Source organism: Dactylosporangium sp. CS-033363, assembly GCF_050942475.1.
GTDB lineage: Bacteria > Actinomycetota > Actinomycetes > Mycobacteriales > Micromonosporaceae > Dactylosporangium.
In genome coordinates this window covers 1-19,184 of sequence record NZ_CP192032.1, presented here as the reverse complement: position 1 = coordinate 19,184, position 19,184 = coordinate 1, and the positions used below count along the sequence as shown (strand labels likewise).

Below are 19,184 nucleotides of genomic sequence, written 5' to 3'. Positions count from 1 at the left end.
TCCCTGGGGAGGGTCGAAGTGAAAAACAACGCTCCGCTGGTCAACTTCCGGCGGCTGTCCGTGCCGCTGCCTTGGTGGCTGCTGATCTGGGTCGTCGTGCCGGTCCTGGCGTGGCACGCGGCCCGCGCGCTAATCCGGCTCCTGCCGATCGTCCGGCGCAACTGGTGCTCGCTGAGCCTGGCATTCGGCGGGATCTGGCTCTGGTACCGCCACGGCTGGCTCGTCCTGGTCCTCATCGCCGTAGCCGGCGCGGTCGGTCTGTGGTGGTGGCGCTGGCGACCCTCGTGTCAGCGGTTGGTGCTGCTGCCGCTGCTGGCGTGGTGGCGGCGGATCAGCTTGTACCAGCTGCATTGGCGTGAGGCTTTGACACTGTGCAAGCTCGCCGAGCGGTTCGACGGTGCACGGATCATGCCGAAGCTGCTGCGGGTCCGGTGCACCGCTGCGGCGGACGAGGTGCTGTTGCGGATGCCGCGCGGGCAGAACCCGGACCTGTACCACGCGGCCTCGGCGAACCTGGCGTACTCGTTCAACGCCCGCGAGTGCCGCGTCTACACCGGCCGCCGCACCACCCCGCCCGTCAGAAAGGGCCGCTGGGCGCCCCTGCTGCGCCTGATGGATCGGGACCGGCCGCGCCTGGTCTGGCTGGTATTTCCGCGCCGTGACCCGCTGCGGCACATCGTTCCCGCGTTCCCGGTCGCGGATGAACCGGACTTCGAACGACTGCCGCTCGGGCTGGGTGAAGACCTGCGGACGTTCGCGCTTCGGCTGCTCGCAACGCATGTGCTGGTCGTCGGCGCGACCCGGTCGGGGAAAGGCTCGGTCCTGTGGTCGCTCGTCCGGGCGCTCGTGGCCGGCATTCCGACAGGGCTGGTGCAGCTGTGGGGCATCGACCCCAAGGGCGGCGTCGAACTGTCGCTCGGCCGTGAACTGTTCGCTCGGTACGAGTTCAGCGACCCGGCTGCCATGGTCGAGATGCTCGAAGAGCTCGTGGCGAAGATGCGCGAACGGCAAGCCCGGATGCAGGGCCACGTCCGGTTCCACACGCCGACCGTGGATGAGCCGTTGTACGTGCTCGTCGTGGACGAAATCCTCGCGCTGGTCGCGTTGCTGCTGGACCCGGACCTGCGGGCCCGCAGCCGGGCCGCGCTCGGCCTGATCCTCACCCAGGGCGGCGGCCTCGGCGTCCTCGCGGTCGCGTTCACTCAGGACCCGCGCAAAGAGGTCGTGGAACTGCGGGACTTCTTCCCGGCCCGGATCGCCTTGCGGGTCAACGAACGCAACCACGTCGACCTCATCCTCGGCGACGGCTCCCGCGCCCGTGGCGCCCTCGCAGACCAGCTGTCGGCAGACCCGAGTCTGCGCGGGATCGGTTACGTCGTGCTCGATGACCGGCCGGAGCCGCTGCGGGTGCGGTTCGGCTACGTCACCGACGACGAGATCCGGGCCATGGCCGAGTTGTACGCCGCACCGCTCGTCGTAGCACCGCGACCGGCCCCGGCACCTGCGAAGCACCGCTCGCAACCTGCGTCGCACCGGTACCGGCCCGGGCCACTGCTCCCCGACAGCCTCGCGGACCTCCTCGGCGGGGAGGCGGCGGCATGAGGCGCTTCTACCGGCTCCGCGCCCCGGATGTCGAGCGTGGCACCTCGCCGGTAACCGTCCGAGTCACCGAGGGCGAAGACCTGTACGTCGCGGTCGGCCCCGGCCGGCGCCGCATGTACCTGACCCCGGACGAGGCGTGGGCGCTGTGGCGCTGCCTGTCCGAAGCGGTCGCCTCCACCGGCACCCCACCGGACTGGATTCGCGTCCCGATCACCCCCAAGCCTCGCTGACCGCCCGCTCGCGAAGGAGACCCCTCTCATGCGACGCCAGCACCGGCGCTGTCCCGACACCGCCCACCGCAACCCCGACCTGCCCTGCCCGTACTGCACCAGCGCCCGCGACGACCAGGCCGACATCATCAACGCCGCTCGTCGCCGCCACGCCCGCACCCACGCCGAGGACATCGACGGCTTCGGGTGGTCCTCATGAACGGTCGCACCTGGGCCTACATCGGCACCATCTTCGGCGGAGTCGCCTCGCTCGCTGCGAACGTCGCGCACTGCTACGTCGCCCCCGTCGGTGCCCCGCTGGGCTGGAGCCCGGAGGTTGGCGCGGTCGCGACAGCGATGTTCTGGCCCATCGCCCTGTTCGTCGCCGTGGAAATCCTCATCCGGACCGAGTGGCCGGCGGGGAAATGGTGGTGGCTGGCCCGGTACGGCGGGGTCCTCATCGTGGCGGCCGTGGCCGCGGTGGTCTCGTACCGCCACCTCTCGGCGCTGATCCGCCACTACGGCGAAGACGGCCTCACCTCGATGTTCGGCCCGGCCGCCGTCGACGGGCTGATGGTCATGGCGGCCACCGCGCTGCTCGCGTCCAGCGACCACAAACCGTCATCCCCGGACGCCGTCGCGGACCCGGAACCGTTGCCGGTCAAGGAAATCCACGTCATCGCACCGGCGCCCCGCATCAACGGCGCCATCCCGTCAGGAGTCGTGCGATGACCGGCGAACTGCAGCCCGTGGACCACTACCTGACCGGCCCGGCGGACCAGCTCGCCAACGTCCTGCGCTCGGCCCACGCCCGGGGACACCTCGTCCGCTACGGACGTCCGCAACCGCTCGGCAACGGCCGGTTCGCTATCGATGTGACACTCCTCGAGCCCGTCCCCGAGCGGAAAGGCCGGCGCCGCGCAGCACAGGTCGCGGTCGTCCTCGGCGGGCTCGCCCTCGTCGGCGGGATCGGCTGGGGCGTGTGGCTGCTCGTGACCTGGGTGATGACGCACTGGCTCGTCATCTGCGGCACCATCGCCCTGGTCCTCGTCGTCGCCGCGCTGATGGTCGGCAACCGCGACACGCACTGCCGGGGATGTGGGCACCGGTGACCGTCACCGCACTGCCCGGCCTCGAACCCGAGGAGCAGCAGCCCCGGCCCGGCTCGCGCGCCGCCCGGATGCTCATCCCTTTGGCGGCCGACGTCGTCAAAGACATGGCGGCCGAGTACGGGGTGTGCCTGCGCCCGGTCGGGCTGCGCCGCACCGACCTGCAGACCGGCAAAACCGAGATCATCGACGTGCCCTGCGGCGCCACCCGGGACGACAAATGCCCGCCGTGCGCGGAACGGGCTCGTCGGCTGCGCAAGGTCCAGATCCGGGAGGGCTGGCACCGCACCGACGAACCGGCGCCCGGTCCTGTGCCGGCCACGGATGGGCAGCGGAGGCTTATCGGTGAACGGGCCCAGCTGGAGCACGCCCGCGACGAAGCGGTCCGCACGTCCGCCTGGGATCTGGTCGAGCAGATCGACACCGCGATCCGCAACGTGGAAGAAGCGATCGCGGCCGAAGGACTGCGGGGCAGCGTGGCACCAGCGCACCAGAAGCCGGCAGAGCCAAAGCGACAACGGACCACCAAGCGACGCCAGGACGCACCCGCGCTACCCCGGCAGAAGGTCGACCCGCGCACCATCGGCCGCACCTACGCCGCCCCGGACGGCACCGAGTACCGGCCGTCGATGTGGCTGACGGTCACCCTCGACTCGTACGGTGCCGTACGGTCTGACGGTTCACCGGTCGATCCGTCCACATACGACTATCGACGGGCGGCCTGGGATGCGATCGCCTTCCCCCGCCTGCTCGACCGGTTCTGGCAGAACCTGCGCCGCTGCGTCGGCTGGAACGTCCAGTACGCCGGATGCGTTGAGCCGCAACGTCGTCTGGCTCCCCACGCCCACTTCGCGATCCGAGGCACCATCCCCCGCACGGTCCTCCGCGAGGTGGCGGCGGCGACCTACCACCAGGTGTGGTGGCCGAAGGTCGAGGAACCGACCTGCCGTCCACTGTGGAACGCCGACGCTGAGGCGTGGTGCGACGTGGCGGGTCGGCCGCTGGTCACCTGGGATGAGGCACTGGACGCGATCGAGGACGAACCGGCGCACGTAATCCGGTTTGGCGTCCAGCTGCGTGCTGAGGGCGTCAACGCGAACGGCCAAGACGCTGAGCGAGCAATCGGCTACATCACGAAGTACATCACCAAGTCCGCCGCGGACTGCCACGCCATCACCACTGACCGCCAGCGGGACCACCTCGAACGGTTCTGGCGGGAGCTCCGCATCACCCCCTGCTCGGACCGGTGCGCGAACTGGCTGCTCTACGGCATCCAGCCCAAGAAGGCCCACGCCCGGCTCCGTCCCGGCAACTGCAAAGGCCGCGTCCACCAGCGCTCGACCCTCGGCATCGGTGGCCGGCGGATTCTCGTCTCGCGGGACTGGTCTGGGAAGACCCTCGCCGACCACCGATACGACGCGAAGGCGTGGGTCCGGTCGCTGCTCGGCGTCGACGCGCCGGAACCCGAGTCCACGGCCCCGGTCGCCTGGGAACTCGCCCGGCCCAATGACCCTGACCTCCTGCCCATGCGGCACCGCCTCCTGAAAGCGCTCGCCCAGCGCATCCAGTGGCGCAACGCGCTCACTGCCGCCCGGGATCGCGCGGCCCAATATGGTGCCGCCTCGGAACAGGCGACCAGCGATCACGGGGAGAGGGGCTGAGGTGGAACCGTTCATGTCGATCGACGAGGTGGCCGCGCTGCTGCGGGTGCCCAAAGGGACGCTGTATCAGTGGCGGTCACATCGGAAGGGGCCGAGGGCGAGGAAGGTCGGCCGGCACCTGCGCTATGACCGGGCTGATGTGCAGGCGTGGTTCCGCGACCAGGAGGCGGCCTGACCATGCCGGTCTACGACTTGTGGATCTCGTCCAAGCTGGGGCCGAACAAGGAGAAGGTGAAGACCGCGCGGTATGGCCGCGGGAAGCGCTGGCGGGCGGTGTTCGTTCACCCGGGCGGCGTGGAGGAGACCAAGGCGTTCCACCGGAAGACCGACGCGGAGGAGTGGGAGCGTCAGGCGATCAAGGGCGAGCTGCCGCAGTCACCAAAGCGTGTAGTTCTCTCGGCAACTGCTTCGACGTTCGCCGAGTACGCGGAACGTTGGCGGCTCGCTCGGGAGATGGGCTGGCAAATCGAGACGCGCGAGCGTGTGGTGTCGAACCTGAAGGTCCATCTCATCCCGGTGTTCGGGGGTGAGGCGCTGGGCGACATCACGGAGACCAGCGTTCTGGAGTGGCTCAGCGCGTTGCGCAGGAACGGTCACGCACGGTCCTCGATCAAGCTGTACTTCGAACTGCTCGACGCCATCTGCGCGGCAATGGTTCGTGACAAGAAGCGCGACGACAACCCCTGCGAGGGGATCCGGCTCGCGAAGACGCTCGGTGGCATGGCGTCGGCTCCGAAGTGGGTGCCGACTGCGGACCAGGTATGGCGGATGTTGGACACCATGCCGCCGAGGTACCGAGCGGCCGGCTGGCTCGGAGCCGGGGAGGGGCTGCGCTTCGGTGAGGCGCTGGGGATGGAGGACGGTCCCCGGTGCATCGACCCGGCAGAGGCTGAGTTGCACGTCGTGCAACAGCTCCGGTACTCACCGAAGGAGTACGGCGGGTTCTACCTGACCGAGCCGAAGGCCGGCTCTTCCGGGACCGTGGACCTCGACGCCCTGGTGGCGGAGCACGTCGCCTGGCACGTGGCGGAATTTCCGCCGGTGGAGATCAACCTGCCCGACATCACGGACGACGAAATGGTCCGGCGGACGGTGCCGCTGCTGTTCACTTCCCGACACGGCAATCCGCTGACCGATCGAATCTGGTCCCGGGAGTGGGGCAAGTGGCGGGAGGCGGCCGGCTGGCCGAACATCGAGCACGCCGGGTTCCACGCGCTACGGCACTTCTTCGCCACCGTGCTCATCACCAACGGGGCCGAGCCGCAGGAGGTACAGCGGGCGCTCCGGCACAAGTCGCTGAGCCTGACGCTCGGGACCTACGTCGGCTTCTGGCCGAAGCGGATCAAGGCGCGCGGAATCTTCGGCGAAGCCCTAGCGGCCGCGCGCCGAAAAAGAAGCTGAGACTTACCCGAGGCTTACCGGGCGATCTTGCCGGGCACACAACCGCAGGCCACGGCCGATGAGGGGTGGAAGCGAGGGGACTCGAACCCCTAACCCCCGCCTTGCAAAGGCGGTGCTCTGCCAGTTGAGCTACGCCCCCGCTCGGGCTGGGCTACAGACTAGCGCAGGTCCGGGGCGGTCGTCGCCTCGTGCCAGAGCGCGCGCTCCTCGTTGGCGGACTTGACGCGCTTCGCGACGTAGGCGGCGGCTCCGACGACGGCGACCACCAGAAGCACCTTTTTCCACATGTGGGGCTAGCTGGAATCGAACCAGCGACCTCAGAGTTATCAGCTCTGCGCTCTAACCGACTGAGCTATAGCCCCAGCACAACACCACTCGAACCGGCGGAACCGGAGCGGTGCGAACAGAAGGTTACCGTACCCCACGCGCCCGCCTCAAACCGGTTCCCCCCTGGCGCGGCGCGCCTGCGCCAGGGGAGACATAACCGCAGGTCAGTCCTTTTCGGCGAGCGTGAGCTCGATGCCGCCGACCAGGTCGGCGCACACGTTGTAGATGAACGAGCCCAGCGTTGCCAGGGCCGTGAAGAGGACCACGTTCACGACGCCCAGGAGGGCGGCGCCGCCGATGACGCCCTTCGCGGTGATGCGGAAGGTGCTGTCGGCCGAGCCGCCGGTCGAGCTGACCAGGTCGGCGAGGAGCTTGTTGATGCTCTTGAAGACGTCCATCGCGTCCAGGGCCAGGTACAGCACCGACGTGGCGACGATCAGGACCACGAAGAGCACGAAGCTCACGGCGAAGGCGAACTTCATCACCGACCACGGGTCGATCCGCTTGAGGTGCAGGCGGGCCCGGCGGGGGCCGCGGCCCACGGCGGAGCTGACCGTCTTGCGGGCGGCGCGCACGGCCTCGGTGACGCGGGCCGAGCCGCTGACCGCGGGGGTCGGCGTGTTGATGGCCTGCGTCGCGGCCGCGGCGGGCGTGCGCACCGCGGCGCGGGCGATGGCCGAGACGCTGGCCGTGCCCGTCGCGGTGCTGCCCATCGTGCCCGGAATCGAGACCGGTGGCGGCGAGCCGGCGGCCGGCGACTGGATCGGCACCGTCAGCGAGTCCGGCGGCGGGGCCATGCCCGGGGCGCGCGTGAACTTCGGCGTCCCCCCGGTCGTGTAGTCGCCCGAACCGAACGAGTCGCCCGAACCGAACGAGCTCCCCGAACCGAACGAGCCGCCCGAACCGGAGCCGAACGAGCTCCCGGAGCCCGAGCCCGGCGAATTGGAGCCGGACGTGCCGGCCCCGTTGACCGAGCCAGGCTCTCCACCGGCGGCAGGCGCCCCCGAGTCAGATCCCGTCATGGCAGCCTCTCCGGCCTGCTTGGCCTCTTCGGTTGCCGAGGCGGTCCCCGACTTCGCCTGTGTGTCTGTCATCAACTAGTCCTGTTCGTCGGGCTCATCGGCGTTGCGGGCGATCGCGACGATGGTCACACCCTCAGGAAGGTCCATGAGCTTGACCCCCATTGTGTTCCGATCCCTCGTACGCCGTACAGGCTTCACGGGAGTCCGGATCACGCCACCGTTGGAGGTGATGGCGAACAGCTCATCGTCCGGGCTGATCACCACCGCGCCGACGAGACCACCGCGCCGCGACGTGATTTTAGCGGTGAGGACGCCCTTGCCGCCGCGCCCTTGCCTCGGATACTCCTCGATGGGAGTCCGCTTGGCAAAACCACCGTCGGTGGCCACCAGTACGTCCAGGTCCATGCCCTCGCGCACCACTTCCATGGCGAGCAACTCGTCGCCCTCGGCGAAGCGCATCCCGATCACGCCGGAGGTCGCGCGGCCCATCGGGCGCAGCGCCTCGTCGTTGGCGGTGAAGCGGATCGCCTGGGCCTGCTTGCTCACCAGGAGGAGGTCGTCCTCCGGGCCGAGCAGCGCGGCGCCGACCAGCTCGTCCTCTTCGCGCAGGTTGATGCCGATGATGCCGCCCGAGCGGTTGGAGTCGAACTCCTCCAGCTTGGTCTTCTTCACCAGGCCGTCCTTCGTGGCCAGCACGAGGTACGGCGCAACCTGGTAGTTCGGGATCTCGATCACCTGCGCGATGTGTTCGTCGGGCTGGAAGGCGAGCAGGTTGGCGACGTGCTGACCCTTTGCCGACCGCTGCGCCTCGGGCAGTTCATAGGCCTTTGCCCGGTATACCCGACCTTTATTCGTAAAGAACAACATCCAGTCGTGCGTGGAGCACACGAAGAAGTGGCTGACGATGTCGTCCTGCCTGAGTGTCGCACCTGAGACACCCTTCCCGCCGCGCTTCTGCGAGCGGTACAGGTCGACCTTGGTGCGCTTCGCGTAGCCGGTGCGCGTGATCGTCACCACAACGTCCTCCCGGACGATGAGGTCCTCCATGGAGACCTCGCCGTCGAACGGGATGACCTGGGTGCGGCGGTCGTCGCCGCGGCGGGCGACGATCTCGGCGAGTTCCTCCGAAATGATCTGACGCACGCGCTCGGGCTTGGCCAGGATGTCCTTGTAGTCCGCGATCTCGATCTCGATCTTCGCCAGCTCGTCGAAGATGCGCTGGCGCTCCAACGCGGCGAGCCGGCGCAGCTGCATGTCGAGGATCGCGGTGGCCTGGATGTCGTCGATCTCCAGGAGGTTCATCAGGCCGTTCTTGGACTCCTCGGCGCTCGGCGAGCGCCGGATGAGGGCGATCACCTCGTCGAGCATGTCGAGGGCCTTGACCAGGCCGCGCAGGATGTGCGCGCGCTCCTCGGCCTTGCGCAGCCGGTACCGTGTGCGCCGCTCGATGACGTCGACCTGGTGGGCGACGTAGTGCCGGACGAACTGCGCGAGGTTGAGCGTGCGGGGCACGCCGTCGACGAGCGCCAGCATGTTGGCGCCGAACGTCTCCTGCAGCTGCGTGTGCTTGTAGAGGTTGTTGAGCACCACCTTGGCGACGGCGTCGCGCTTGAGCACGATCACCAGGCGCATGCCGGTGCGGCCGGAGGACTCCTCGCGGATGTCGGCGATGCCGGCGAGCTTGCCCTCTTTCACCAGGTCGGCGATCCGCTCGGCCAGGTTGTCGGGGTTTACCGCATATGGCAGCTCGGTCACCACGAGGATGGTCCGGCCCCGGGTGTCCTCCTCGACCTCGACCACGGCGCGCATACGGATCGAACCGCGACCCGTGCGGTAGGCGTCGATGATGCCCGCGGTACCCACGATGAGGCCCTTGGTCGGGAAGTCCGGGCCCTTGACGATCGTGATCAGCTCGTCGAGGGTCTCGGCCTCGTCCGCGTCGGGGTGGTCGAGGCACCACTGCACCGCGGCCGCGATCTCGCGCAGGTTGTGCGGCGGGATGTTCGTCGCCATGCCGACCGCGATGCCCGTGCTGCCGTTGACCAGCAGGTTGGGGATACGCGACGGCAGGATCGTGGGCTCCTGGGCCCGGCCGTCGTAGTTGGGGACGAAGTCGACGGTCTCCTCGTCGATGTCCCGCAGCATCTCCATGGCCAGCGGGTCGAGGCGGGCCTCGGTGTACCGCATGGCCGCGGCCGGGTCGTTGCCGGGTGAGCCGAAGTTGCCGTTGCCGTCGATCAGCGGGTATCGCAGCGACCAGCTCTGGGCCATCCGCACGAGCGCGTCGTAAATAGAGGCGTCGCCGTGCGGGTGGTAGTTACCCATCACGTCGCCGACGACTCGCGCGCACTTCACGTAGCCGCGGTCCGGGCGGTAGCCGCCGTCGAACATCGCGTAGAGGATCTTGCGGTGCACGGGCTTGAGGCCGTCACGCACGTCGGGCAGGGCTCGACCGACGATGACGCTCATCGCGTAGTCAAGGTACGAACGCTGCATCTCGACTTCGATGCCGACCGGCTCGATACGGCTGGCGACCGCAGACCCACCCTCGGCCGGAGTCTCTTCCGGGTTCTCAGAGGTGGAAGTCGGTTCCGTCACGCTTGATATTCCTTTTCTTCTCTAGCCGGCACGGATCAGATGTCGAGGAACCGGACGTCCTTGGCATTGCGCTGGATGAACGAGCGTCGAGCTTCCACGTCTTCGCCCATGAGGACGCTGAAGAGCTCGTCCGCGGTTGCAGCGTCGTCCAAGGTCACTTGGCGGAGCATCCGGGTCTCCGGGTTCATCGTGGTCTCCCAGAGCTCCGGGTAGTTCATCTCCCCGAGGCCCTTGAAGCGCTGGATGTCGTCCGGCTTGGCGTTGGGCTTGGTGCGCTGCCGCAGCTCGATCAGGCCGTCGCGCTCCCGGTCGGTGTACGCGTACTGCGCGTCGTCGCCCTTCTTGTTCCACTTGATCTTGTACAGCGGGGGCGCCGCCAGATACACGTGCCCGAGCTCGATCAGGGGGCGCATGAACCGGAAGACCAGCGTCAGCAGCAGGGTCTGGATGTGCTGGCCGTCGACGTCGGCGTCCGCCATCAGGATCAGCTTGTGGTACCGCAGCTTCTCGATGTCGAACTCGTCGTGGATACCGGTGCCGAGCGCCGTGATGAGCGCCTGGACCTCGTTGTTCTTCAGCACGCGGTCGATGCGCGCCTTCTCCACGTTGAGGATCTTGCCGCGGATCGGCAGGATCGCCTGGACCCGCGGGTCGCGGCCCTGCTTGGCCGAGCCGCCGGCCGAGTCGCCCTCGACGATGAAGACCTCGCAGAGTCGCGGGTCGTTGGACTGGCAGTCGGCCAGCTTGCCCGGCATCGAACCGGACTCGAGCAGCGACTTGCGCCGGGCCAGCTTGCGCGCCTGCGAGGCGGCGATGCGCGCCCGGGCGGCCTGCGAGGCCTTGGTGATGATGGTCTTGACCTCGGCCGGGTTGCGGTCGAACCAGTCGACCAGCCACTCGTTGCACACCTTCTGCACGAAGCTGCGCGCCTCGGTGTTGCCGAGCTTGGTCTTGGTCTGACCCTCGAACTGCGGGTTGGCCAGCTTCACCGAGATGATCGCGGCCAGGCCCTCGCGGATGTCCTCACCGGTGAGCTTCTCGTCGCCCTTGAGGAACTTCTTGTCCGCTCCGTACTTGTTCACGACCGACGTCAACGCGGAGCGGAAGCCCTCCTCGTGGGTGCCGCCCTCATGCGTGTTGATCGTGTTGGCGAACGTGTAGACGCTCTCGCCGTACGACTCGTTCCATTGCATGGCGATCTCGACCGCGATGCCCTCGCCCTCCGCGCCGAACTCCACGACGGTGCGGTGGATCGGCGTCTTGGTGGCGTTGAGGTGCCGCACGAAGTCGGCGATGCCGCCCTCGTAGCAGAAGACGACCTCCTTCTTCTCCTCCGGCGTGTCCGGCCGCTCGTCGCGCAGCTGGATCTTCAGGCCGCGGTTCAGGAAGGCGTACTCCTGGATGCGCCGGTACAGCGTCTCGTAGACGAACACGGTCGTCTCGAAGATCGTCGGGTCGGGCCAGAAGGTGACGCTGGTGCCGGTCTGGTCGGTCTCCTCGCCCTTTTGCAGCGGCTCAGGCTTGGAGTTGTTGTACGTCTGGGTCCAGACGTAGCCGTCCTTCCAGATCTTCAGGTCGATGCGCGTCGACAGCGCGTTGACGACCGAGATGCCGACGCCGTGCAGACCGCCGGAGACCGCGTAGGCCTGGCCGTCGAACTTGCCGCCGGCGTGCAGGACGGTGAGGACGACCTCGACGGTGGGCCGCTTCTCCTTGGGGTGCATGTCGACCGGGATGCCGCGGCCGTTGTCCACGACGCGCACGCCCCCGTCGGCGAGCAGCGTGACCTCGATCGTGTCGCAGTATCCGGCCAGGGCCTCGTCGACCGCGTTGTCCACGACCTCCCACACGAGGTGGTGCAGTCCGCGCTCGCCGGTGGAGCCGATGTACATACCGGGCCGCTTGCGGACCGCCTCGAGTCCTTCGAGGACGGTGATCGAGGAGGAGTCGTAGGACTGTTCGGGCTTGTTTGCTGCCACCCTCTGGTCGCTTTCTCGCACTGGCCGGCCACGCGCGGGGCGTCCCGGGTCTCGTGCGGAGTCGGTGCGTGGGTGCCCGGGGCGGAAGCAGGCACGCCGGGGCCCAGCGCTTCTCTGGCAAGCGCCCTGACCTCGGCGGGCCGACCACCGCTGTGACGCTCACGCGGGATGTGATCGACTGTTCTCTGAGCCAGTGCAATCCTACTGTGTCCGGGCGACAATTTCGCACCGGGACGGGCCTGTAATCGCCGTAGCGGCCCGAACGGTGCCGGTCGAAGGTCCCCCCATGCGGAAGGGGTCCTCGCGCCTGGTGGCGGGCGGCACAGGCAGTACCACCGCTGAATCGGCCTTTTGGAACCTCCGGGGGTCGCGCAAGTGGCCGTTCGTGCCGTATGTTCCCCGCCGCGGGGGCGGGTGCGTCGTGGAAGCAGCAGAGGGGTGCGCGATGGGGCTGGACAACGTCGCCGTGCAGTGGCCGCGCACCGGTCGGTTCTACGACCCGGTCGCGCCGGCCGAGTTCGTCGACTTCGCCGACCTGGCCGAGAAGCTGCCGCTGCACGCCGGGCCCGCGTCGGCCCTGGCCGACCACGTGGCCAAGACCGGAACGGTACGCGTCACGGGGTACACGGAGCTGGTCGACCTCCTCTTCGGACTCAACGGCGTGCTCTTCGCCACAGATGCGGCCGCCGAGGACGAGGATCCGGTGATCAGCCCGGACGACTGCGCCTGGATCGCCGGCGGGCTGGAGCGGTTCGTCAACGGCCACAGCGAGTACGGCGACGAGATCACGTTCGAATCGGTGAGCGCCGTGCTGCGCAAGGCCCTCGAGGGCTCCCGCCTGGCCGAACAGCAGCTGCGGTGGCTGCAGAGCCGGCTGGACGCGCTGCGGGACGACTCCGGCAACGCGCCCCAGTGGTCGTACTCCATCGCCGAGCTCGACGTCCTGGCCAAGTTCTACCGGCGCTGCGCCAACCGCGGGTTCGCCGTCTACGCGGACTTCTAGCCGTACGTGTCGCGGGGCCCCCGGCCCCGGATGCGCCGCGGCCCGTTGCTCCAGGACGGCTGGCTCGGCCCGTGGATGTGCAGCCGCTTGACCACGTTGTGACCGACCTCACGCGCGATGCCGGCCAGCAGCTTGGTCGCGAGCATCTTCAGCTGCGTCGCCCACGCGGTCGACTCGGCCTCGATGGTCAGCTCGCCGTCCTCCAGCTTGATCGGCCGGCTGTGCGCGGCGATGTCCTCGCCGACGACCTTGGCCCACTCGCCGAAGATCCGCGCCTCGCGCGTCGGCCGGGCCCAGCCGCGCTGCTTCACCAGGCGATCGAGCACGGAGCCGAAGGGCTGGGGATCCCGGGGGTCGGGACCCGGTCCGGTGTACCCCCCGCGCCGCCGCGGCTGCTGCCCGTCCGCCAGCGGCCGGCGGCGCGGCTGCGCCCGGTGCTTGGCCAGTGCGGCCTCCACCGCGGCCCGCGCGAGCTCCGGGCCGGACTGCTCAGGATTGTCGTCAGACACGTCGAACCTCCCCGCCGCCGACCTCGAAGCGCATCCCGCGCAACGTCGACGGGACATCATCCTCCACCGCGCAGGTCACGATCACCTGACTCGCCCCGCCGACCAGCCCGGCGAGCCGGTCCCGGCGGCCGGAGTCCAGCTCGGCGAACACGTCGTCGAGCACCAGGACGGGCTCCACGCCGTCGTCGCGCAGCAGGTCGAAGGCGGCCAGCCGGAGCGCGAGCGCGTAGGACCACGACTCGCCGTGGCTGGCGTACCCCTTGGCCGGCATCTCGCCCAGGGTCAGCGTGAGCTCGTCGCGGTGCGGCCCGACCAGCGTGACGCCCCGCTCGACCTCGGACGGGCGGGACTCGGACAGCGCGGCGAGCAGGGCCGCCTCGAGGTCCTCGCCGAGCGCGAAGGAGGAGGTGTACGAGATGCGCGCGTCGGACCGGCTCGCGCTCACTGCCGCATACGCCTTGGCGACGTGCGGCGCGAGCGCGTCGACGAGGTCGAGCCGGGCCCGCACCAGCTGCGCGCCGTGGCGGGCCAGGTGCGTGTCCCACACGTCGAGCGTGGACAGGTCGCCGCCGCGGCTGCCGCCGGTCTTGCGGGCCAGGTACGAGCTGCGCAGCAGGGCGTTGCGCTGCTTGAGCACCCGGTCGTAGTCCGAGCGCACACCGGCGAAGCGGGGCTGGCGGGCGACGAGGAGCTCATCGAGGTACCGTCGCCGCTCTGAAGGGTCTCCGCGAATCAGCGAGAGGTCCTCGGGCGCGAAGAGCACCAGGCGCAGGGCCCCGAGAATGTCCCGCGTGCGGGTGACGGGCGAGCGGCCGAGGCGGGCCTTGTTGGCGCGGCCGGGCTCGATCGAGAGCTCGATCAGCAGCTCCCGCTCGTCGTGCACCACCGCGCAGCGGACCACCGCGCGGGCGGCCCCGAAGCGCACGAGCGGCGCGTCCGTGGCGACCCGGTGCGACTCCAGGGTCGCCACGTAGGCGAGGGCCTCGACGAGGTTGGTCTTGCCGACGCCGTTGGGTCCCACGAGCACGCACGGCCCGGGGCCCAGCTCGACGACCACCCGCTCATAGCTGCGGAAATCGACGAGCTCCAGGCCCCGGACGTACAAGTTCAGTCCTTCTTGACCGCGTGGCCGCCGAACTGGTTGCGCAGCGCGGCGACGGCCTTCATCGCCGGCGAGTCCTCCTGGCGCGAGGCGAACCGGGCGAACAGCGAGGCGGCGATGACGTTCATCGGCACGGCGAGGCGGATGGCCTCCTCGACCGTCCAGCGGCCCTCGCCCGTGTCGTCGGCGTAGCCCTTGATCCCGGCAAGCTGCGGGTCCTCGTCCAGCGCGCGGTCGAGCAGGTCGAGCAGCCACGACTGCACGACCGAGCCGGCCCGCCAGCTCTTGATGACCTCGGGGATGTTGTCGACGTACTCCGAGGCCTCGAGCAGCTCGTAACCCTCGGCGAAGGCGTGCATCATGCCGTACTCGATGCCGTTGTGGACCATCTTCGCGTAGTGCCCGGCGCCGGGGCCGCCCGCGTGCGCGAACCCGAACTCGCCCTCGGGCTTGAGGCCCTCGAAGATCGGCATGCAGTGGTCGACGTACTGCTTGTCGCCGCCCACCATGAGCGCGTAGCCGTTCGTGCGGCCCCAGATGCCGCCGGACACGCCGACGTCGAGGTAGCCGATGCCCTTGGTCCCCAGCTTCTCGGCCCGCGGCCGGTCGTTGCTGAAGCGCGAGTTGCCGCCGTCGATCACGATGTCGCCGGACTGCAGCAGGCCGGCGAGCTCGTCGATCGTGGGCTCGGTGAACTGCACCGGGACCATGATCCAGACCACGCGCGGTGCGGCGAGCTTCTCGACCAGTTCCTTGAGCGAGGAAACGTCGGTGACGTCGGGGTGGTGGTCGAAGCCGATGACCTCGTGCCCGGCGGCGCGCAGCCGCTCGCGCATGTTGAAGCCCATACGGCCCAGGCCGATGAGACCGAGCTGCATTTTGGTGCCTCCGAATCAGCTGCCGATGCGAACCGGCATGATCAAGTACCAGTACCCAGGGACGATTTCTCCATCATCCTTTGCCGGAGACATGACCGCAGGCTTCTTCGGGTCAGTGAACGACAACACCGCAATGGGCGCGTCGAGTGCCTTGAGCCCGTCCAGCAGATACTGGTGATTGAAGGCGATCGTCATCGGTTCGCCCTCGTACTGGCAGTCCATCGCCTCGCTGGCCTTGGCGTCCTCGCTGCCGCTGGCCTCGACCACGAGCCCGTCGGTGCTGAAGGACAGCCGGACCGGGGTCTGCCGCTCGGCGACCAGGCCGACGCGGCGGACGACCTCGTTGAGGGCGGCGACCGGAATCCGCGCCTGGGCGTTGTGGTGGTCCGGCAGCAGCGCACGGACCTTCGGGAAGTCGCCGTCGAGCAGGCGCGAGGTGGTACGCCGGGCGCCACCGGCGAACCCGATCATGCCCTCGCCGATCTTGCCGCGGGACAGCGCGACGGACACGGAGCCGCCGATCGGGCCCAGGGTCTTCGCGGTGTCGTCGAGGGTGCGGGCCGGCACCAGGGCGGCCAGGCTCATGTCGGGCTCGTCCGGGCGCCACTCGAGTTCCCGGACCGCCAGCCGGTACCGGTCGGTGGCCAGCAGCGTGAGCTTGCTGCCCTCGATCTCGATCCGGACGCCGGTGAGCATCGGCAGCGTGTCGTCCTTGCCAGCGGCGATGGCCACCTGCGAGACGGCCCCCGCGAACACGGCGGCCTCGACGGTGCCGGCCGACTCGGGCATCTCCGGCAGGGTCGGGTAGTCCTCGACCGGCATGGTCGGCAGCGTGAAGCGCGCGCTGCCGCAGGTGATCTCGACGTGCGCACCGACGGCGGCGACGTCGACCGGCTTGGCCGGCAGGGCCTTGGTGATCTCGGCGAGGAGGCGGCCGGAGACGAGCGTCGCGCCGTCCGCGTCGGCCTGCACCTCGACGGTGACCTGGCTGGAGACCTCGTAGTCGAATCCGGACACCTGCAGCCGGCCGTCGGCGACGCGCAGCAGGACGCCGGCGAGCACTGGCACCGAGGGGCGGCTGGGCAGGCTCTTGGCCGTCCAGGCAACGGCATCGGCGAGCGCGTCGCGCTCGACTCGGAACTTCATCGCGGTCCTCCCGCAATCGTCATCGGTACTTCATGTTCGCCGCTCAGTGCGCGCCATGACCCCCGGCCGCCGGGATTTCGCTCCGGGGCGTACGTGGCAGTGGGGTCGATTGTCGCCGGTGCTGGACTCGCTCATCGACCTTAGGGCCTCCGGAGCCGGATCGTGCACCGACCCCGCCGAGACCGGCGGCCCGGCCTCCATCCACACACCGAAGATTGTTTTTTCTCCCTTATAAAAGAGAAATACTTCGTAATAGTAGGTGGTGTGGAAACTGTGGAAAACGGCCCTTTTCCCAGGTCAACCCACTTGTCTGACTGAGGATGAGCTGTGCATGAACCGGTGTGTGCAGCCCTGTGGATTGTGGACGAACGACTATCCACAGAGTTTGTCCACCGGTTGTCCACCGGTAATCCCCAGGGTTTTCCCGTGGCTGTGGATATCGTAGGGCCCGAACCCCGCTCACGTTCGGTCGGTTGTCCACTCACTCTCCGGATGCGTCCACAGCTCGTCCACACGGGATCCCCAGGAGTTATCCACAGCCTGTGCATGGAGCCTGTGTGCGATCGGTAGCCGTTCGGTGACTCCGGCCCCGAAATTGGCACGAACGGAGTTATCCACAGGATTTCTGTGGACAGCGTGTGGAAGTTGGGGACAACCCACCGAACTTGCGACCCTAACTGCCTGTGGATGACCTGCGGAAACCTGTGGGCGGACTGTGGATAACGTATGGCCATTTGGCGACTACCACAAGGTCAGGACAGCAAGCAGGGTGTGGACAACTTGCTGTCCACACCCTGTGCGAAAGATCCGTGGATACCGGTTTCCCTGGGGATAACTGGTGTCAGGTCGTCTGCTTGATGCGGTTCGTCAGCTCGGCGATCTGGTTGTACAGCGACCGCCGCTCGGCCATCTGCTGGCGAATCTTGCGGTCCGCGTGCATGACGGTCGTGTGGTCGCGGCCGCCGAACGCCTGCCCGATGCGGGGCAGCGAGAGGTCGGTGAGCTCGCGGCAGAGGTACATGGCCACCTGGCGGGCGTTCACGAGTACCCGCGAGCGGCTGTGCCCGCGCAGGTCCTCCAGGCTCACGCCGAAGTAGTCCGCCGTCGACGCCATGATCTGGTCGGCCGTGATCTCCGGGCCGGAGCCGTCCGGGATGAAGTCCCGCAGCACCTCCTCGGCCAGGCTCAGCTCGACCGGGGAGCGGGTCAGGTTGGCGAACGCGGTGACCCGGATCAGCGCGCCCTCGAGCTCGCGGATGGACGAGGCGATCCGCGACGCGATGAACTCCAGCACGTCCGGCGGGGCGAAGAGCCGCTCCTGGGCCGCCTTCTTCTGCAGGATGGCGATACGCGTCTCGAGGTCCGGCGGCTGGATGTCGGCGAGCAGGCCCCACTCGAACCGGGTGCGGAGCCGGTCCTCCAGCGTGGCCAGCTGCCGCGGGGAGCGGTCGGAGCTGATCACGATCTGCTTGTTCGCGTTGTGCAGCGTGTTGAACGTGTGGAAGAACTCCTCCTGGGTCCGCTCGCGGGTCTCCAGGAACTGGATGTCGTCGATCAGGAGGATGTCCACGTCGCGGTAGCGCCGCTGGAACGCCTGGGTCTTGTCGTCGCGCAGGCTGTTGATGAACTCGTTCGTGAACTCCTCGGTCGACACGTACCGCACGAAGCGCGCGTTGCCGAGCATGGTCGCGTACTGGCCGATGGCGTGCAGCAGGTGCGTCTTGCCCAGCCCGGAGCCGCCGTAGATGAACAGCGGGTTGTAGGCCTTGGCCGGCGACTCGGCCACCGCGACCGACGCGGCGTGCGCGAAGCGGTTCGAGGAACCGATGACAAAGGTCTCGAAGGTGTACTTCGGGTTGAGCCGGTTTCCCGCGGAGTCCCCGCCCGGCGTCTGGGCGCGGCGGTCCTCGCGGCCCGTGCCGGGGGTCGAGGGGCGGGGCGGCGGCAGCTCGTCGCGCTGCGGCTCGCGCTCGCGCGGCTCGTATTGCTGTTCGTACTGCTGCTCGTACTTGGACGGCTCGTATTTGGACGGCTCGTATTTGGAGGGCTCGTATTTGGAGGGCTCGTACTTCGACTGCTCGTAGCGGCTCGCGTCGGTGGCGGCCTCGACGGCGGTGCCGGAGTGCTCGTTGCGCCACGAGTCGGCCGGCTTGATGTCGCCGGGGAGGTCGAAGAGGCGGTCGTGGTCCTGCTGCGGCACCTGCGCGACGCCGCGGTGTTCCGGCACGCGGTGCTCGTTCTGGCCGTTCTGGCCGTTCGGCCGCAGCTCGCTCATCCGGCGCTCGCCGGTCGGGTCGTCGCTGTTGAGGTTCGGCAGCGGCTCGCGCATGGTGCCGTTGGACCAGTGCGACGCGGACGGGGCCGGCAGCGTCGGCGTGTCCTCGGGCGGGCGGACCGTCACGGCCACCTGGATCGGCCGGCCCAGCAGCCGGGAGAGCGCCTCCGTGATGACCGGGCGCAGGCGGCTCTCGATCATGTCGCGCGAGTACGGGTCCGGCACGGAGAGCAGCGCGGTGTCCTCGACGATCGCGCGCAGCCGCGTCATGCGTAGATACGCACGCTGCTGCGCCGAGTCGAGCCCGTCAGCGAGCTGGTTCGTCGCGGCGTTCCAGATCGCTGCGAGGTCGGTGTCCACCGT

General features: G+C 68.8%; 18 protein-coding genes and 2 tRNA genes. 9 read left to right on the top strand and 11 right to left on the bottom strand.

Going from position 1 to position 19,184, the window contains the following annotated elements:
• Positions 1-18: 18 nt before the first annotated feature.
• From ACQPZ4_RS00100 to ACQPZ4_RS00065, 8 genes are read left to right on the top strand one after another with little or no spacing between them, the layout of a single operon-like run.
• Positions 19-1,602, top strand: coding sequence for an FtsK/SpoIIIE domain-containing protein (locus ACQPZ4_RS00100; RefSeq protein WP_433054233.1), 1,584 nt, complete (start codon positions 19-21; stop codon positions 1,600-1,602).
• Positions 1,599-1,832, top strand: coding sequence for a spread protein (locus tag ACQPZ4_RS00095; RefSeq protein WP_433054230.1), 234 nt, complete (start codon positions 1,599-1,601; stop codon positions 1,830-1,832). The genes ACQPZ4_RS00100 and ACQPZ4_RS00095 overlap by 4 nt, the downstream gene beginning before the upstream one ends.
• 28 nt (positions 1,833-1,860) lie before the next feature.
• Entirely contained in the window at positions 1,861-2,031 is a 171-nt protein-coding gene (locus ACQPZ4_RS00090; protein WP_433054227.1) for a hypothetical protein, read from the top strand.
• A complete protein-coding gene (locus ACQPZ4_RS00085) occupies positions 2,028-2,543 on the top strand; it encodes a DUF2637 domain-containing protein (protein ID WP_433054224.1) in 516 nt (171 codons plus the stop codon). The genes ACQPZ4_RS00090 and ACQPZ4_RS00085 overlap by 4 nt, the downstream gene beginning before the upstream one ends.
• Positions 2,540-2,923 (top strand): hypothetical protein, encoded by a 384-nt coding sequence (locus ACQPZ4_RS00080; protein ID WP_433054221.1) that lies wholly within the window; start codon positions 2,540-2,542, stop codon positions 2,921-2,923. Before ACQPZ4_RS00085 ends, ACQPZ4_RS00080 begins: the two co-directional genes overlap by 4 nt.
• Positions 2,920-4,581 carry a replication initiator gene (locus ACQPZ4_RS00075; RefSeq protein ID WP_433054218.1) on the top strand — a complete coding sequence of 554 codons (1,662 nt, stop codon included), beginning with the start codon at positions 2,920-2,922 and terminating at the stop codon, positions 4,579-4,581. Before ACQPZ4_RS00080 ends, ACQPZ4_RS00075 begins: the two co-directional genes overlap by 4 nt.
• A gap of 13 nt (positions 4,582-4,594) precedes the next feature.
• Positions 4,595-4,756: a helix-turn-helix transcriptional regulator gene (locus ACQPZ4_RS00070; protein WP_433054216.1), complete on the top strand. Its 162-nt coding sequence runs from the start codon at positions 4,595-4,597 to the stop codon at positions 4,754-4,756.
• Between the two features lie 2 nt (positions 4,757-4,758).
• A complete protein-coding gene (locus ACQPZ4_RS00065; RefSeq protein WP_433054214.1) occupies positions 4,759-5,982 on the top strand; it encodes a tyrosine-type recombinase/integrase in 1,224 nt (407 codons plus the stop codon).
• A gap of 66 nt (positions 5,983-6,048) precedes the next feature.
• Here ACQPZ4_RS00065 and ACQPZ4_RS00060 read toward each other — a convergent pair.
• From ACQPZ4_RS00060 to gyrB, 6 genes are all read right to left on the bottom strand, one after another.
• A tRNA-Ala gene (locus ACQPZ4_RS00060) sits at positions 6,049-6,121 on the bottom strand.
• Positions 6,122-6,140: 19 nt separating this feature from the next.
• Positions 6,141-6,269 carry a DLW-39 family protein gene (locus ACQPZ4_RS00055; protein ID WP_360368069.1) on the bottom strand — a complete coding sequence of 43 codons (129 nt, stop codon included), beginning with the start codon at positions 6,267-6,269 and terminating at the stop codon, positions 6,141-6,143.
• A 1-nt stretch (position 6,270) separates the two neighbouring features.
• A tRNA-Ile gene (locus ACQPZ4_RS00050) sits at positions 6,271-6,344 on the bottom strand.
• 129 nt (positions 6,345-6,473) lie between these two features.
• A complete protein-coding gene (locus ACQPZ4_RS00045) occupies positions 6,474-7,331 on the bottom strand; it encodes a DUF3566 domain-containing protein (RefSeq protein WP_433054210.1) in 858 nt (285 codons plus the stop codon).
• Positions 7,332-7,406: 75 nt separating this feature from the next.
• Complete coding sequence (gyrA, locus tag ACQPZ4_RS00040) at positions 7,407-9,929, bottom strand: DNA gyrase subunit A (RefSeq protein WP_433054207.1); 2,523 nt, start codon at positions 9,927-9,929, stop codon at positions 7,407-7,409.
• 35 nt (positions 9,930-9,964) lie between these two features.
• Positions 9,965-11,929, bottom strand: a complete 1,965-nt coding sequence (gyrB, locus tag ACQPZ4_RS00035) for a DNA topoisomerase (ATP-hydrolyzing) subunit B (protein ID WP_433054204.1) — start codon at positions 11,927-11,929, stop codon at positions 9,965-9,967.
• 424 nt (positions 11,930-12,353) lie between these two features.
• On the opposite strand from gyrB, the gene ACQPZ4_RS00030 reads away from it, so the two are divergent.
• Entirely contained in the window at positions 12,354-12,911 is a 558-nt protein-coding gene (locus tag ACQPZ4_RS00030) for a hypothetical protein (RefSeq protein WP_433054201.1), read from the top strand.
• Here the strand turns inward: ACQPZ4_RS00030 and ACQPZ4_RS00025 are convergent.
• The 5 genes from ACQPZ4_RS00025 to dnaA form a co-directional block, all read right to left on the bottom strand.
• Positions 12,908-13,477 carry a DUF721 domain-containing protein gene (locus ACQPZ4_RS00025; RefSeq protein ID WP_433054198.1) on the bottom strand — a complete coding sequence of 190 codons (570 nt, stop codon included), beginning with the start codon at positions 13,475-13,477 and terminating at the stop codon, positions 12,908-12,910. The genes ACQPZ4_RS00030 and ACQPZ4_RS00025 overlap by 4 nt on opposite strands.
• The gene (recF, locus tag ACQPZ4_RS00020; RefSeq protein ID WP_433054195.1) at positions 13,413-14,525 is read right to left on the bottom strand and encodes a DNA replication/repair protein RecF; all 1,113 of its coding nucleotides are present in this window, start codon (positions 14,523-14,525) and stop codon (positions 13,413-13,415) included. The genes ACQPZ4_RS00025 and recF overlap by 65 nt, the downstream gene beginning before the upstream one ends.
• A gap of 2 nt (positions 14,526-14,527) precedes the next feature.
• Complete coding sequence (gene gnd / locus ACQPZ4_RS00015) at positions 14,528-15,400, bottom strand: phosphogluconate dehydrogenase (NAD(+)-dependent, decarboxylating) (protein WP_433054192.1); 873 nt, start codon at positions 15,398-15,400, stop codon at positions 14,528-14,530.
• Between the two features lie 15 nt (positions 15,401-15,415).
• Positions 15,416-16,546, bottom strand: coding sequence for a DNA polymerase III subunit beta (dnaN, locus tag ACQPZ4_RS00010; protein WP_433054189.1), 1,131 nt, complete (start codon positions 16,544-16,546; stop codon positions 15,416-15,418).
• A gap of 841 nt (positions 16,547-17,387) precedes the next feature.
• Complete coding sequence (gene dnaA / locus ACQPZ4_RS00005) at positions 17,388-19,181, bottom strand: chromosomal replication initiator protein DnaA (RefSeq protein WP_433054186.1); 1,794 nt, start codon at positions 19,179-19,181, stop codon at positions 17,388-17,390.
• Between the last annotated feature and the right edge of the window lie 3 nt (positions 19,182-19,184).

Coding starts and splice junctions, on each gene's coding strand:
- dnaN (WP_433054189.1), bottom strand. CDS start 16,546: ATGAAGTTCCGAGTCGAGCGCGACGCGCTCGCCGATGCCGTTGCCTGG.
- ACQPZ4_RS00055 (WP_360368069.1), bottom strand. CDS start 6,269: ATGTGGAAAAAGGTGCTTCTGGTGGTCGCCGTCGTCGGAGCCGCCGCC.
- ACQPZ4_RS00045 (WP_433054210.1), bottom strand. CDS start 7,331: ATGACGGGATCTGACTCGGGGGCGCCTGCCGCCGGTGGAGAGCCTGGC.
- ACQPZ4_RS00070 (WP_433054216.1), top strand. CDS start 4,595: ATGTCGATCGACGAGGTGGCCGCGCTGCTGCGGGTGCCCAAAGGGACG.
- ACQPZ4_RS00095 (WP_433054230.1), top strand. CDS start 1,599: ATGAGGCGCTTCTACCGGCTCCGCGCCCCGGATGTCGAGCGTGGCACC.
- ACQPZ4_RS00085 (WP_433054224.1), top strand. CDS start 2,028: ATGAACGGTCGCACCTGGGCCTACATCGGCACCATCTTCGGCGGAGTC.
- ACQPZ4_RS00090 (WP_433054227.1), top strand. CDS start 1,861: ATGCGACGCCAGCACCGGCGCTGTCCCGACACCGCCCACCGCAACCCC.
- ACQPZ4_RS00025 (WP_433054198.1), bottom strand. CDS start 13,477: ATGTCCCGTCGACGTTGCGCGGGATGCGCTTCGAGGTCGGCGGCGGGG.
- ACQPZ4_RS00030 (WP_433054201.1), top strand. CDS start 12,354: ATGGGGCTGGACAACGTCGCCGTGCAGTGGCCGCGCACCGGTCGGTTC.
- gnd (WP_433054192.1), bottom strand. CDS start 15,400: ATGCAGCTCGGTCTCATCGGCCTGGGCCGTATGGGCTTCAACATGCGC.
- ACQPZ4_RS00080 (WP_433054221.1), top strand. CDS start 2,540: ATGACCGGCGAACTGCAGCCCGTGGACCACTACCTGACCGGCCCGGCG.
- ACQPZ4_RS00065 (WP_433054214.1), top strand. CDS start 4,759: ATGCCGGTCTACGACTTGTGGATCTCGTCCAAGCTGGGGCCGAACAAG.